This is a genomic window from Saccharothrix deserti (genome assembly GCF_009769385.1).
GTDB classification, from domain to species: Bacteria; Actinomycetota; Actinomycetes; order Mycobacteriales; family Pseudonocardiaceae; genus Actinosynnema; species Actinosynnema deserti.
Genome location: NZ_VKAB01000001.1, coordinates 159,003 through 172,353, shown reverse-complemented (window position 1 = coordinate 172,353; position 13,351 = coordinate 159,003). Strand labels below are relative to the sequence as shown.

Here is a 13,351-nt window from a genome sequence, read left to right as displayed (position 1 = left end):
CAGTGTGTCAAACCAGGGCGAAGCGCCCTACACCGATTGAACCGTTTCGTGCTGATGGTTACCACGGCCCGGGAGCCCGGCCGGTTCAACCCGCTCCCACCACCATTCCCCACCGGGCCGCCGGCTGAACCGGTTTTGGGCGATTTCACTGCGCCATCCGAGTGGACTTCGGGCCGGTTCGGCTCACCCGCAGAGGTGGTCGCGGCCGGCGTCCCCCACCACGCTCCACCCCGGCCATCTTCGCTCTACCTGCGTAAACGCTGCGGAACGGGGCGTGCAACCACCCGTTTCAGCGTTGACTGTGGTGAAAAGTGGGGTACTGTGGCGGCCGGTGGGGCAGACGGGGGCTCCACTGCCGGTCGGAAGCGTCCGTTCCGGCATCGGGAGGTGGGCGCCGTGTTTCTCGGCACTCACTACCCGAGGCTGGACGACAAGGGCCGACTGACGCTGCCTGCGAAGTTCCGGGACGCGCTAGCGGGGGGTCTCATGGTCACCAAGGGCCAGGACCACTGCCTCTACGTGTTCCCTCGGGCCGAGTTCGAGCAGATGGCGCGCAAGGTGGCGGATGCTCCTTTCACCAACGAGGCCGTCCGCGCCTACCAGCGCTACCTGTTCGCGGGGACCGACGAGCAGCGGCCGGACGGCCAGGGCCGGGTGTCGATCGCACCGGAGCTGCGCCGTTACGCGGGGTTGACCAAGGAGTGCGTGGTCATCGGCGCGATCAACCGGCTGGAGATCTGGGACGCGCAGGCGTGGCAGCGCTACCTCGACGAGCACGAGGACAGCTACGCGACGGCTCGCGAGGAGGTGCTGCCCGGCGTCTTCTGAGGCAGGCCGTTGTTTCGAGGTTTCGGGTGCCGTGAGGCCTCGGTCCGCTCGGCTTTCGGCCCTGGCGCACCTTCCCCGGCGCCAGGTCCGACGGGCGGGCGGGGACCTGACGACACCCGAATTCATTTAGTCGTGCGAGGGGGGATCATCCAGGGAGGGGGCGTGGTGGAGCGAGCGCGGCACGTGCCGGTGCTGCTCGACCGCGTCCTGGACCTGCTGGCCCCCGCGTTGGCCGATCGGGACGCCGTGTTCGTGGACTGCACGCTCGGTCTGGGCGGGCATTCCGAGGCGGTGCTCCAGGCGCACCCCCGGGTGCGGTTGATCGGGTTGGACCGCGATCCGCAGGCCATCGCGCTGTCGCGGGAGCGGTTGGCGCCGTTCGGTGATCGCGTCGAATTAGTGCAGACCACGTACGACGGGATCGCGGAAGCGGTCGGCGGCGTGAAGGTCGACGGGATCCTGATGGACCTCGGGGTGTCCTCGCTGCAGCTGGACGCCGAGGAGCGCGGGTTCGCGTACTCCAAGGACGCGCCGCTGGACATGCGGATGAGCGCGGGCACCGGGACGACGGCGGCCGACGTGCTGAACACGTACCCGGTCGACGACCTGACCCGGATCCTGCGCGACTACGGCGAGGAGCGGTTCGCCCGCAAGATCGCCGGCGCGGTGGTGAGGGAACGGGAGCGCGAGCCGTTCACCACCAGCGGGCGGCTGGTCGAGCTGCTCTACGACGTGGTGCCGGCGGCGACGCGGCGCACGGGTGGTCATCCGGCGAAGCGGACGTTCCAGGCGCTGCGCATCGAGGTGAACCAGGAGCTGGAGTCGCTGCGCCTGGCGTTGCCCGCGGCGCTGTCGGCGCTGGCCGTCGGCGGGCGGATCGTCGTGGAGTCCTACCAGTCCCTGGAGGACCGGATGGTCAAGCGGGCGTTCACCGCGTTGGCCACGTCGACGACGCCGCAGGACCTGCCGGTCGAACTGCCCGGTCACGGTCCCCAGCTGCGACTGGTGACCAGGGGCGCGGAGCAGGCGAACGAGCAGGAGATCGAGGAGAACCCCAGGGCCGCCTCGGTGAGGCTGCGGGCGGCGGAACGCATCCGGGAGGCGACATGACCGCACCGGCACGGACCGGCGGCGGTGTGCCGTCCCCGGCAAGGCCGGCCAAGCCCCGTGAGCGCGCGCTGAAGGCGGTGCCGACGGAACGTCGTCGGTCGCCCGCGGCGGAGCGCGCTTACGCGCGGCGTGCACAGCGTGCGTCGGCTTCGCGCGGCACGGCGGTGACCCGTCAGCCCATGCCCGCGCCCAAGGCGCCGTTCGTGGTGATGGTGATGATCGTGCTCGGCGTCGGCCTCACCGCGATCATGTGGCTGTCGACCCAGGCGACCGCGGACTCGTACCGGCTGCAGGACGCGCGGGCCGAGGAGACCAGGCTCGCCCGGCAGGTCGAGCAGCTGCGGCAGGAGGTCGCGCTGGCCGAGTCGCCGCTGGAGCTGGCCGAGGCCGCGGCGAAGCTCGGGCTGGTCCCGGCCGGTGACCCGGCGCGGTTGCGGCAGCTGCCGGACGGGTCGGTCGAGGTGTACGGGAAGCCGTCGGCGGTCCAGCCGCCCGCGCCGTCCACCGCGCCCCAGGCCCAGGCCCAGGCGCAGGCGCAACAGCAGCAGACACAACAGACACAACAGCAGACGCCGCCCGCCGAGCAGGCCCAGACCGGTCAGCAACAGGGCCGGCAAGGTCAGCAGGGCCCGGAGGGTCAGCAAGGTCAGCAGGGCGCCCAGCCGGGTGGTCAGCCGCCGGCCCAGGGCGGGCAGCGAGTCGTGGAACAGCCGGTACCAGGAGGTCAGTGATGCCGGGGCCCAGCCGGGGCAGGCCCGTGCGACGCCCGTTGTCCGTCCGGGGGCCCGCACCCAAGCGGCGGCGTGGCGGCAACAGCCGGGTCCGCCTCACGGTGGGCCGCCTGCTGCTCGTGGGGGCGTTGCTCGCCGCGGGCGTCAAGCTGGTGCAGGTCCAGGGCTTCCAGGCCGAGGCGCTGTCCGCGCAGGCCGAGCAGCAGCGCGCCACGCGGATCGACATCCCGGCCGCGCGCGGCTCGATCCTGGACCGCAACGGCAACCAGCTGGCGTTCAGCGTGGAGGCGCGCTCGCTCTACGCCGTGCCCCAGAAGATGCGCGAGGACTGGGCGAAGGCGCTGGAGATCGACCCGGACGTCGGCAGCTTCGAGGACCGGATCGCGGACATCGCGGGGTTCATCGAGCAGACGCTGGGCAAGGAGGTCACCGGGCAGAAGACCGACCGGGACACCATGCTCGCCAAGCTGTCCCAGGACACCACCTACGTCGAGCTGGTGGACAACGTCGAGCCGGCCAAGGCCGCCGTCATCACGGAGAAGTACCACGACATCGGCTCCGAGTACCGGGCCGTCCGCGTGTACCCGAACGGCGAGCTGGCGTCGAACATCATCGGCGCGGCGAACTGGCGCAAGAACGAGGACCCGCCCGCCACGCACGGCCTGCTGGGGTTGGAGATCTCGCAGGACAACCTGCTCGCCGGCCGCAACGGGCAGCGGGTCGTGGACACCATGCAGGGCAACGACAACGTCGTCATCCCGGGGCCGAACCGGTCGCGTGAACTGGCCGCCGCCACGCCAGGCAAGAGCATCGAGCTGACGTTGGACGTGGACACCCAGTACGCGTTGCAGCGCATGGTCACCGACTACACGAAGAAGTCGAAGGCGCGCAGCGGGTCGGCGGTGGTGCTCGACAGCCGGACCGGCGAGATCGTCGCGATGGCCAACGACAAGACGTTCGACCCGTACAACTTCGGCAAGGCCGGCGAGGAGCAGTTGCGCAACATCGCCGTCACCTCGGTGTTCGAGCCGGGTTCGGTGAACAAGGTCGTGACCGCGGCGACGGCCATCGAGGACGGCATCTACCAGCCGGACAGCGTGCTGGAGGTCGACGGCACCATCAAGGTCGCCGACCGGGTGATCAGGGACTGGTGGAACCACGGCCCGCTGGACATGACGTTCACCGGCGTGTTCGCGAGGTCGTCCAACGTCGGCACGCTGATGACGGCGCAGAAGATCGGGCAGGAGCGGTACGCCGAGATGCTGCGGAAGTTCGGGCTCGGCAAGCGGACCCAGTCCGGGCTGCCCGGCGAGGAGCCGGGCTACGTGCCGGCGCTCAACCAGTGGTCGGGGTCGACGTTCGGCAACCTGCCCATCGGGCAGGGCCTGAACATGACGTTGCTCCAGATGACCGGGATGTACCAGGCGATCGCGAACGACGGCGTGCGCATCCCGCCGCGGATCGTGCGGGCCGAGGTGTCGGCCGACGGCAGCCGCAAGGAGATGGAGCAGCCGGAGGGCGAGCGGGTCGTGTCGCCGCAGACGGCCAAGACGGTGCGCGACATGTTCCGCGCGGTGATGCAGAACGTGCCGGGGGATCTCGCGCAGAGCGGGACCGGGACCCCGGCGCAGCTGCCGGGGTACCAGATCTCGGGCAAGACGGGGACGGCGCAGCAGGTCGACCCGAAGTGCAACTGTTACAGCAGCTCGCAGTACTGGATCACGTTCGCCGGCATCCTGCCCGCCGACAACCCCAGGTTCGTGATCGGCATCATGCTCGACAACCCGACCGAGGCCCCCCAGTCCGCCGCGCCGCTGTTCCACGACATCGCGTCGTACCTCTCACAGCGCTACCAGCTGCCGTTGTCGGCCGAACAGAGCCCCGTCGTCCCCCTGGTGCGCTGACGTCACGCCGACACGGCGGTTTTCGGGAACCCATCAGTCACCGCCCCCGCTCCCGCCTCCTCCTGCGCTGAATCCCGAACCGGTTCACCGCCGAATCCGATGTCGTAGCCGCCCCCGCCCCCGCCGCTGCTGCTGCCGTGGGCCCGTGGACGCAGTAACCCGCGTTCTTCCCCGGATTCCCGGGAATCCTCCGGTCGTCTGGCCGCCATGCACCGGACTTTGCCGGCTGTGGACCGCCTCCCGGTACCGGAAATCCGGTCCCGAGTGGACGTGCCGGACGAACACTCTCCGTGCGCCGGTAGCCTTCCGCGCGTGCCTGCCAAGCTCGAGGGCAAGGTCGCGACAGCTCCGCCTCGCCCTTCCCGCACCCAGCCCGTTGCCGTGTCCGAGCTCGCCACGACCGTCGACGCGCACCTGACCGCCCCCGACCGGGCACACGTCCAGGTCGGCGGCGTGACGCTGCGCGCCCAGCACGTCCGGCCCGGCGACCTCTTCGCCGCCCTCCCTGGCACGCGGGTGCACGGGGCCGAGTTCGCCGACCAGGCCGTCGAGAACGGCGCGGTCGCCGTGCTGACCGACGCCGAGGGCGCGGCGAAGGTGCACGGTGTGCCGGTGCTGGTGCACCCGGACCCGCGCGCGGTGCTCGGCCGGCTCGCCTCCCGCGTCTACGGCGACCCGTCGACGAAGCTCGCGGTGTGGGGTGTGACCGGGACGTCCGGCAAGACCACCACCAGCTACATGATCGAGTCGGCGCTCCGCGCGGCCGGTCGCGCCACCGGGCTCATCGGCACGGTCGAGACGCGTGTCGCGGGCAGCAGGCTCGACAGCGCCCTCACCACCCCCGAGGCCCCTGACCTGCAAGCCCTCCTGGCCGTGATGCTCGAATGCGGCACCACGGACGTCACCATGGAGGTCTCCAGCCACGCCCTGCGGCTGGGCCGCGTCGGTGGCGTGGGGTTCGCGGTCGGCGCGTTCACCAACCTCTCCCAGGACCACCTGGACTTCCACCCCGACATGGAGGACTACTTCCGGACCAAGGCCGAGCTGTTCGACGGCCGGGCCCGCACGGAGGTGGTCTGCGTGGACGGCGAGTGGGGTCCCCGCCTGGTCAAGGACCACACCGTCACGGTCGCCACGACCAAGCCCGCCGACTGGACGGCCACCGACGTCACCGTGTCCGCCACCGGCGAGCAGACCTTCACCGCGCACGGTCCGGACGGGGTCACGATCGACGTCGAGCTCAGCCTCCCCGGTGACTTCAACGTCGCCAACGCCCTGCTCGCCATCGCCTGCCTCCGCACGCAGGGCATCGAGCCGGACGCCATCCGCGAAGGACTCCGGAACGTCCAGGTCCCCGGACGCATGCAGCGGGTCGACGAGGGCCAGGACTACACCGCCGTGGTGGACTACTCGCACAAACCGGCCGCCGTCGCGCTCGCCCTCGACGCGGTCCGCGCCCGCGCCACCGGCCGCGTCATCACCGTCCTGGGCTGCGGCGGGGACCGGGACACCGCCAAGCGGCCCCTCATGGGCGAGGAAGCCGCACGGCGCAGTGACGTCCTGGTCGTCACCGACGACAACCCGCGCAGCGAGGACCCGGCGGAGATCCGGGCGGCGATGCTGCGCGGCGCGCTGGCCGTGCCGGACGACGAACGCGGCGAGGTCGTGGAGATCGGCGACCGCCGCCGTGCCGTCGAGCACGCGGTGTCCCTCGCGCGCACCGGCGACGTCGTCGTGGTCGCGGGCAAGGGCCACGAGACCGGCCAGGAGGTCGCGGGCGTGGTGCACCCGTTCTCCGACGTGGACGCACTGACCGAAGCGATCCGGGGAGCCTTGCGGTGATCCACTTGAGCCTGGCCGAGATCGCCGAGGTCGTCGGCGGCAAGCTGCACAACGCCACCGGCGCCGAGGTGGTCACCGGGTCCGTCGAGTTCGACACCCGCAAGCTCACGCCCGGCGGCCTGTTCCTGGCGCTGCCCGGTGAACGGGTCGACGGCCACGACTTCGCCGCCCAGGCCGTCGCACAGGGCGCGGTCGGCGTGCTGGCGGGCCGGGAGGTCGACGCGCCCGCCGTCATCGCGCCCCCGGCGGAGAAGGTCCTGGGCAAGGACGGCGGCAACGCCTACGTGCTGTCCGGCGACACGGACGGCGCGGGCGCGGCGGTGCTGGCGGCGCTGGCGAAGCTCGCCCGCCACGTCACGGACCGGCTGGAGAACCTGACCGTCATCGGCGTGACCGGGTCGTCCGGCAAGACGTCCACCAAAGACCTGATCGCCCAGGTGCTCGCCCCGCTCGGCCAGACCATCGCGCCGCCCGGATCGTTCAACAACGAACTGGGCCACCCGTGGACGGCCCTGCGCGTCGACGAGGACACCCGGTTCCTGGTGCTGGAGCTGAGCGCCCGGGGCGTCGGGCACATCGCCGAGCTGTGCCGGGTCGCCCCGCCGCGCGTCGGCGCGGTCCTCAACGTCGGCAGCGCGCACGTCGGCGAGTTCGGCTCACGCCAGGGCATCGCCCAGGCCAAGGGTGAGCTGGTCGAGGCCCTGCCCGAGGACGGCATCGCGATCCTGAACGCCGACGACCCGCTGGTCGCGGGCATGGCCGGCCGCACCAGGGCCAAGGTCGTCCTCGTCGGCGAGAACAGCGCCGCGCACGTCCGCGCGAAGGACATCGAGCTGGACGAGCAGGCCCGCGCCCGCTTCACCCTGGTCACGCCGCAGGGCGAAGCGCAGGTCAGGCTCGCCGTGCACGGACCGCACCAGGTCGGCAACGCCCTCACCGCCGCCGCGATCGCGCTGGAACTCGGCGCCACGCCCGAGCAGATCGCGCAAAGTCTCGGCAACGCCGAACGGGTCTCCGCGCATCGCATGGCGGTCTCCGAACGTCCTGACGGTGTGACGATCGTCAACGACGCGTACAACGCGAACCCGGAGTCGGTGCGTGCGGCGCTGAAGTCGCTCGCCACCATCTCCCGGGCCACCACGCCCGCCCGCCGGAGCTGGGCGGTGCTCGGCCCGATGGCCGAACTGGGTGCGGATTCGATCCGCGCGCACGACGAGATCGGACGGCTCGCGGTCCGCTTGGACATCAACAAGCTGGTCGTGGTCGGTCAGGACGCCCGGGCGATGCACCAAGGGGCGCACCTGGAAGGATCATGGGGAGAAGAAGCGATTTTGGTGCCCGACGTGACGGCGGCCGTCGAGCTGCTGCGCGACCAGGTGCGGCCCGGTGACGTCGTCCTGGTGAAGGCATCCAACTCATACGGCCTGTGGCGGGTTGCCGAGGCTCTCCTGGAGGCGGTCAGCAAGTGAAGAGCATCCTCATCGCGGCGGCCATCGCGCTGATCGCGTCGATCATGCTGACGCCGTACCTGATCAAGATCTTCTCCCGGCAGGGCTTCGGCCAGGAGATCCGCGAAGAGGGACCGCAGAGCCACAAGACCAAGCGCGGCACGCCCACCATGGGTGGCGTCGCGATCCTGGTCGCGATGTGGGCGGGCTACCTCGGCGCGCACCTGGTGAACTCCATGTCGGCGTCCGCGTCGGAGCAGACGCCCAGCGCGTCCGGCCTGCTGGTGCTGATGCTGACCACGTCGCTCGGCGTCGTCGGCTTCCTGGACGACTTCATCAAGATCCGCAAGCAGCGCAACCTGGGCCTGAACAAGACCGCGAAGCTGGTCGGCCAGTTCGTCGCCACGATCATCTTCGCCGTCCTGGTCATGCAGTTCCCGAACAAGGACGGCCAGACGCCCGCCTCGGTGAACCTGTCGTTCGTGCGTGACATCGCCGTGGTGTCGTTCGGCGTCATCGGATTCGTGGTGTTCTGCTACGCCGCCATCAGCGCGTGGTCGAACGCGGTGAACCTGACCGACGGCCTCGACGGCCTGGCCGGCGGCACGTCCGCGATGGTGCTCGGCACCTACGTGGTGATCAGCTTCTGGCAGTTCCGCTACAACTGCTCGAACCTGCTCGTCGCCGGCTGCTACGACGTGCGCGACCCGCTGGACCTGGCGCTGGTGGCCGCCGCCGCGATGGCCGGCTGCATCGGCTTCCTGTGGTGGAACGCCGCGCCCGCCAAGATCTTCATGGGTGACACGGGCTCGCTCGCGCTGGGCGGTCTGGTCGCCGGTCTGTCCATCGCGACCCGCACCGAGCTGCTGATGGTCGTCATCGGCGGTCTGTTCGTGGTCGAGGCGCTGTCGGTGGTGCTGCAGGTCGCGGTCTTCCGCACGTCACGGCGGCGGTTGTTCCGCATGGCGCCGTTCCACCACCACTTCGAACTCGCCGGGTGGGCCGAAACCACGGTGATCATCCGGTTCTGGCTGCTCGCGGGCATGTGCTGCATGCTCGGGCTCGGCCTGTTCTACAGCGAGTGGCTGACCGCGGTCGAGAGCTGACCATGGGATTCCTCGCAGGTCGTCACGTCCTCGTCGCCGGCGCCGGGGTGACCGGCCGGTCCGCGGCGGAGGCGTTGCTCGCGGCGGACGCGGTCGTCACCGTGACCGACGGTTCCGCCGACCGCCTCGCCGCGCTGGAACAGCTGCTGCCCGGCGTGACGCTGGTGCCCGGTCTCGTCGCGCCGCCGCCCGGCACGGACCTGGTCGTGACCAGCCCCGGCTGGCGTCCGTCCAGCCCGCTGCTGGTGGCGGCCACGGCGGCGGGGATCGAGGTGATCGGCGAGGTCGAGCTGGCCTGGCGGATGGGTCTCGAACTGGCCGACCCGCCGACGTGGCTCGCGGTGACCGGGACGAACGGCAAGACCACGACGGTCGGCATGTTGGAGTCGATCCTGCGTGCGGCCGGTATCGACGCGGTGGCGTGCGGCAACGTCGGGCTGCCCGTGGTGGACGCCCTGTTGGCCGGACGCCGGGTGCTGGCGGTGGAGCTGTCGAGCTTCCAGCTGCACTGGTCGCCGTCCGTGCGGCCGTTCGCCGGGGTGTTGCTGAACCTGGCCGAGGACCACCTGGACTGGCACGGCACGTTCGAGGCGTACGCCGGGGCGAAGGCCGGTGTGCTGACCGGCGAGGTCGCGATCGGCGGGGTGGACGACCCGGTGGTGGCCGAGCTCTTGGCCTCCTCGCCCTCGCCCGCGCACGTCGGTTTCACGCTGGGGTCGCCGGAGGAAGGGCAGCTCGGGGTCCACGAAGGGCGGTTGGTCGACCGGGCGTTCGGGCCGGACACGGTGTTGCTGCCGGTGGCCGACGTCCAGCCCGGTGGGCCTCCGGGGATCGCGGACGCGTTGGCGGCGGCGGCCCTGGCCCGTGCGCACGGAGTTTCGGCGGAGGCGGTGGCCCGTGGGCTGCGTGCTTTCCGGCCGGGTGCGCATCGGGCGGTGCTGGTGGCGACGGCCGGTGGGGTTACGTACGTCAACGATTCGAAGGCCACCAATCCCCACGCGGCGGCGGCGTCGTTGCGGTCGCACGAGAGCGTGGTGTGGGTGGCCGGCGGGTTGCTCAAGGGCGCGTCGGTGGACGAGTTGGTCCGGCGTGAGGCGCACCGGTTGCGCGGCGCGGTGTTGATCGGGGCGGACCGCGAGGTGATCGCTTCGGCGTTGGCCCGGCACGCGCCGTCGGTGCCGGTGGCGGTGCTGGACGAGACCACCGAGACGACCATGGTCGATGCCGTGCGCGCTGCCCGTTCCATGGCGCAGCCGGGGGATGTCGTGGTGCTGGCCCCGGCGGCGGCGTCGATGGACATGTTCAGTGATTACGCCCATCGCGGGCAGGCGTTCACCGAGGCTGTGCTGGGGTTGGTCGGTCAACGGGACCGTTGACCGAGGTCCGGGTAGATGCTGTCCGGGTCTTTCAGGTACTTGTGGGCGGCGTCGACCACGGGGCACGGCCACGGCGTCCGGGTGAACCGGCCGTCGATCCACGTCGGTGCGCAGCCGAGGCAGAGTCCGAGGATGTCGGCCTGGTGGTTGCCCAGCGTGCCCCGGAGCGCGGCGATCAGGCGGGGGACCTCGGTGCGGGCCACGGCGAGGATCGTTTCCTCGTCGGACTCGTGCTCGTTGGTCAGCAGCTCGACCGTGTCGAGGTAGCCGAGCATGTCCTGGTCCAGCAGTTGGAAGGCGCGGGACAGCGCGTCGGAGATCATGCGCCCAAAGGTGCACCTCAGCGCGCTGCGATGCAACGCGGCATCCTGCCTATTGGCAGAACTTCACCCGATCGGTGGCCCTGTTTCCCGCTAATGTCGCACCATGCCGCAGAACCAAGGTCCGGGAGTCCGGCGGCGCGTCCTGGCGAGCGCGCTGACCCAACTTCGCGAGGAGGCCGGGCTCGACTTCGATGACGTGGTCGAGAACCTGGGCTACTCGAAGTCGAAGATCAGTCGCATCGAGTCGGCGTACACCGGTGTGTCCATAGTAGACACCAAGGCGCTGGCCGACCTTTACGGGGCCACCCCGGAGAAGACCGCCTGGTTGCTGCGGTTGGCGAAGGTCGCGAAGAAGCGCGGCTGGTGGCACGTCTACGGCGATGTGCTGTTCGACTGGTTCTCGGAATACGTGGTTCTCGAATCCGAGGCGGTCGCGATCGACACCTTCGAAATCGACCTGATCCCAGGCCTCTTCCAGACTCCGGCGTACGCCCGGTGGGTCATGCGTTCCTATGCTCCCGACGCGACCGATGAAGCCATCCACAAGCGTGCCGAACTGCGTCAGACTCGACAGCGTCGGGTGGAGGACGGCTCCCTGTCGGTGTGGGCGATTCTCGATGAGGCGGCCTTGCGCCGGGTCGTCGGCGGCACGGATGTGCATGAGGCGCAGTTGGCTCACCTGCTCAAGCTGGTCGACCTGCCCAACGTGACTCTCCAAGTGCTGCCGTTCGGCAAGGGGCAGCACATGGCGATGGGCACCGCGTTCACTTTGCTGAAGTTCGCCGACTTCCCGAGTGTCGTCTACATCGACAACCTGACCGGCGGCCTCTATCTGGAGGAAGCGGCCGAGGTCTCCAGGTATAGCCTGGTGCTGGATCATCTGCGGGCCACCGCGCTCGACCCGCACGAGTCGGTCGCGCTGATCAAGCGGGTGATTGGTGACCTTTAGCCCGTTCCAGGAGGACGCGATGTGGTCTCAGTGGCGCAAGAGCAGCCGCAGCAACGGCGCCGGCAACTGCGTCGAGTTGGCATCATCCGTCTCGGCGTTCCGGGTTCGGGACAGCAAGAACGCCTCCGGTCCCGTGCTCCAGTTCGGCGGGCGGGCCATGAGTGCGTTCCTGGCGGGGGCCAAGCGCGGCTGAATATCACCTTGATCACCGTCGTGTCGCGCGACACGCGGTCGATTTTCACCTTTCGTCGCCCTGCGCGGGAGACGATGGGGGCATGACTGCGGTGGACCGGACCACGGTGGAGCGACCGCCACGCGCGCCACGACGTACCAAGCGCGTTGTCGCCGTACGCACGTCGTTGACCGCGTGGCTCGGCCGTCCGTTGGCGGATTTCCACCTGCTGCTCGCGATCTTCGGCATGTTGACCGTGCTCGGTCTGATCATGGTGCTGTCCGCTTCGGCGCCGGGCGAGGTGGCCGAGGGCGCGTCGGCGTACAGCGTGTTCAAAAAACAGCTGCTGTACGTGGGCGTCGGTGCCGTCATGTTCCTGGTCGTGCTGCGCATACCGCTGCGCACCATCAGGCACGGCAGCACCATGGCGATGCTCGTCTCCGTGATCCTCCTGGTCCTCGTGATCACTCCACTCGGGACGGTCGCGGGCGGTGCGCAGTCGTGGTTCACGGTCGGGCCCGTGTCGTTCCAGCCGATCGAGCCCGCGAAGCTCGCGCTGGCGTTGTGGGGCGCGCACGTCCTGGTCACCAAGCGCGCGTTGCTCGACCAGTACCGGCACCTGCTCGTCCCGGTCGTGCCGGCGGCGATGCTGCTGTTCGCGCTGGTGATGCTCCAACCCGACCTCGGCGGCACGATCACCCTGGGTGTCGTCCTGATCAGCCTGCTGTGGTTCGTCGGCGCGCCGATGCGGATCTTCGGCATCATCGCGACCGCCGCGGTGACCGGCGCGCTGGTGTTGGCGGTCAGCGCGGTCTACCGGTTGAAGCGCGTGCAGACGTTCCTGGACCCGTGGTCGGACCCGCAGGGTGATGGGCTCCAGGCGCTGCAAGCCCTGTACGCGTTGGCGGAAGGCGGTTTCTTCGGCAAGGGCCTCACCAACGGCAGCTCGAAGTGGCGTTATCTGCCGAACGTTCACAGCGACTTCATCTTCGCCGTGATCGGCGAGGAACTGGGGTTCATCGGCTGCCTGCTGGTGCTGGGGCTGTTCGCGCTACTGGCGGTAGTGGGACTGCGGATCGCGGCGCGCAACACCGACCCGTGGCTGCGGATGGTGTCCGCGACGCTGACCGTGTGGCTGGTCGCGCAGGCCGCGATCAACATCGGCTACGTCGTCCAGTTGCTGCCGGTCACCGGCATCACGCTGCCGATGATCTCCTCCGGCGGAACGTCGGTGGTCACGACCATGGTGGTGTTCGGCATCCTCGCCAGTTGCGCCCGCCACGAACCGGAAGCGGTCGCCGCGCTGCGGTCCCTCGGCCCCGGCCGGGTCGGCGGGGTGCTGAAGCTGCCCGCGCCGGAGGCGTACAAGCCGCCGCCCAAGCGCCGCCCCTCACGGCCCTCCACGCCGCCGCGCGGTCGCAAGGCCGCGCCTCCGCCCGTGGACGAGCGGAGGATGGCCGGTCGTCACGCTCCGCCGTCGGAGTACCGTCGTCGCGAATCCCGAAAGGCAGGCCAGGACCGGGACGTGCGGTCCAGGCGCCGTGACGGGCGATAGCGGTTCA

The 13,351-nt window shown here is 70.2% G+C and carries 12 protein-coding genes; 11 read left to right on the top strand and 1 reads right to left on the bottom strand.

The genetic code is table 11. The features are described from left to right. The first annotated feature begins 396 nt into the window (after positions 1-396). From mraZ to murD, 8 genes are all read left to right on the top strand, one after another. Positions 397-828: a division/cell wall cluster transcriptional repressor MraZ gene (mraZ, locus tag FM051_RS12245; RefSeq protein ID WP_158843043.1), complete on the top strand. Its 432-nt coding sequence runs from the start codon at positions 397-399 to the stop codon at positions 826-828. A 162-nt stretch (positions 829-990) separates the two neighbouring features. Next, entirely contained in the window at positions 991-1,938 is a 948-nt protein-coding gene (gene rsmH, locus FM051_RS12240; protein ID WP_158843042.1) for a 16S rRNA (cytosine(1402)-N(4))-methyltransferase RsmH, read from the top strand. Next, a complete protein-coding gene (gene ftsL / locus FM051_RS12235) occupies positions 1,935-2,669 on the top strand; it encodes a cell division protein FtsL (RefSeq protein WP_158843041.1) in 735 nt (244 codons plus the stop codon). The genes rsmH and ftsL overlap by 4 nt, the downstream gene beginning before the upstream one ends. After that, entirely contained in the window at positions 2,669-4,573 is a 1,905-nt protein-coding gene (locus FM051_RS12230) for a peptidoglycan D,D-transpeptidase FtsI family protein (protein ID WP_158843040.1), read from the top strand. The genes ftsL and FM051_RS12230 overlap by 1 nt, the downstream gene beginning before the upstream one ends. 207 nt (positions 4,574-4,780) lie before the next feature. Further along, on the top strand, positions 4,781-6,415 hold the full coding sequence (locus tag FM051_RS12225) for a UDP-N-acetylmuramoyl-L-alanyl-D-glutamate--2,6-diaminopimelate ligase (RefSeq protein ID WP_158843039.1): 1,635 nt from the start codon (positions 4,781-4,783) through the stop codon (positions 6,413-6,415). Then, positions 6,412-7,884 carry a UDP-N-acetylmuramoyl-tripeptide--D-alanyl-D-alanine ligase gene (locus FM051_RS12220; RefSeq protein WP_158843038.1) on the top strand — a complete coding sequence of 491 codons (1,473 nt, stop codon included), beginning with the start codon at positions 6,412-6,414 and terminating at the stop codon, positions 7,882-7,884. The genes FM051_RS12225 and FM051_RS12220 overlap by 4 nt, the downstream gene beginning before the upstream one ends. Beyond that, positions 7,881-8,969: a phospho-N-acetylmuramoyl-pentapeptide-transferase gene (gene mraY / locus FM051_RS12215; RefSeq protein WP_158843037.1), complete on the top strand. Its 1,089-nt coding sequence runs from the start codon at positions 7,881-7,883 to the stop codon at positions 8,967-8,969. The genes FM051_RS12220 and mraY overlap by 4 nt, the downstream gene beginning before the upstream one ends. Positions 8,970-8,971: 2 nt before the next feature. Further along, the gene (gene murD, locus FM051_RS12210; RefSeq protein ID WP_158843036.1) at positions 8,972-10,345 is read left to right on the top strand and encodes a UDP-N-acetylmuramoyl-L-alanine--D-glutamate ligase; all 1,374 of its coding nucleotides are present in this window, start codon (positions 8,972-8,974) and stop codon (positions 10,343-10,345) included. Here the strand turns inward: murD and FM051_RS12205 are convergent. Further along, the gene (locus tag FM051_RS12205) at positions 10,330-10,668 is read right to left on the bottom strand and encodes a hypothetical protein (protein WP_158843035.1); all 339 of its coding nucleotides are present in this window, start codon (positions 10,666-10,668) and stop codon (positions 10,330-10,332) included. The genes murD and FM051_RS12205 overlap by 16 nt on opposite strands. Before the next feature lie 103 nt (positions 10,669-10,771). Here FM051_RS12205 and FM051_RS12200 point away from each other — a divergent pair, with 103 nt between their 5' ends. The 3 genes from FM051_RS12200 (at position 10,772) to ftsW (ending at position 13,344) form a co-directional block, all read left to right on the top strand. Next, positions 10,772-11,617 carry a helix-turn-helix domain-containing protein gene (locus FM051_RS12200; RefSeq protein WP_158843034.1) on the top strand — a complete coding sequence of 282 codons (846 nt, stop codon included), beginning with the start codon at positions 10,772-10,774 and terminating at the stop codon, positions 11,615-11,617. Positions 11,618-11,636: 19 nt separating this feature from the next. Continuing rightward, the gene (locus FM051_RS12195) at positions 11,637-11,810 is read left to right on the top strand and encodes a DUF397 domain-containing protein (protein WP_158843033.1); all 174 of its coding nucleotides are present in this window, start codon (positions 11,637-11,639) and stop codon (positions 11,808-11,810) included. An 82-nt stretch (positions 11,811-11,892) separates the two neighbouring features. Then, the gene (gene ftsW, locus FM051_RS12190; protein ID WP_158843032.1) at positions 11,893-13,344 is read left to right on the top strand and encodes a putative lipid II flippase FtsW; all 1,452 of its coding nucleotides are present in this window, start codon (positions 11,893-11,895) and stop codon (positions 13,342-13,344) included. The last annotated feature ends 7 nt before the right edge of the window (positions 13,345-13,351 follow it).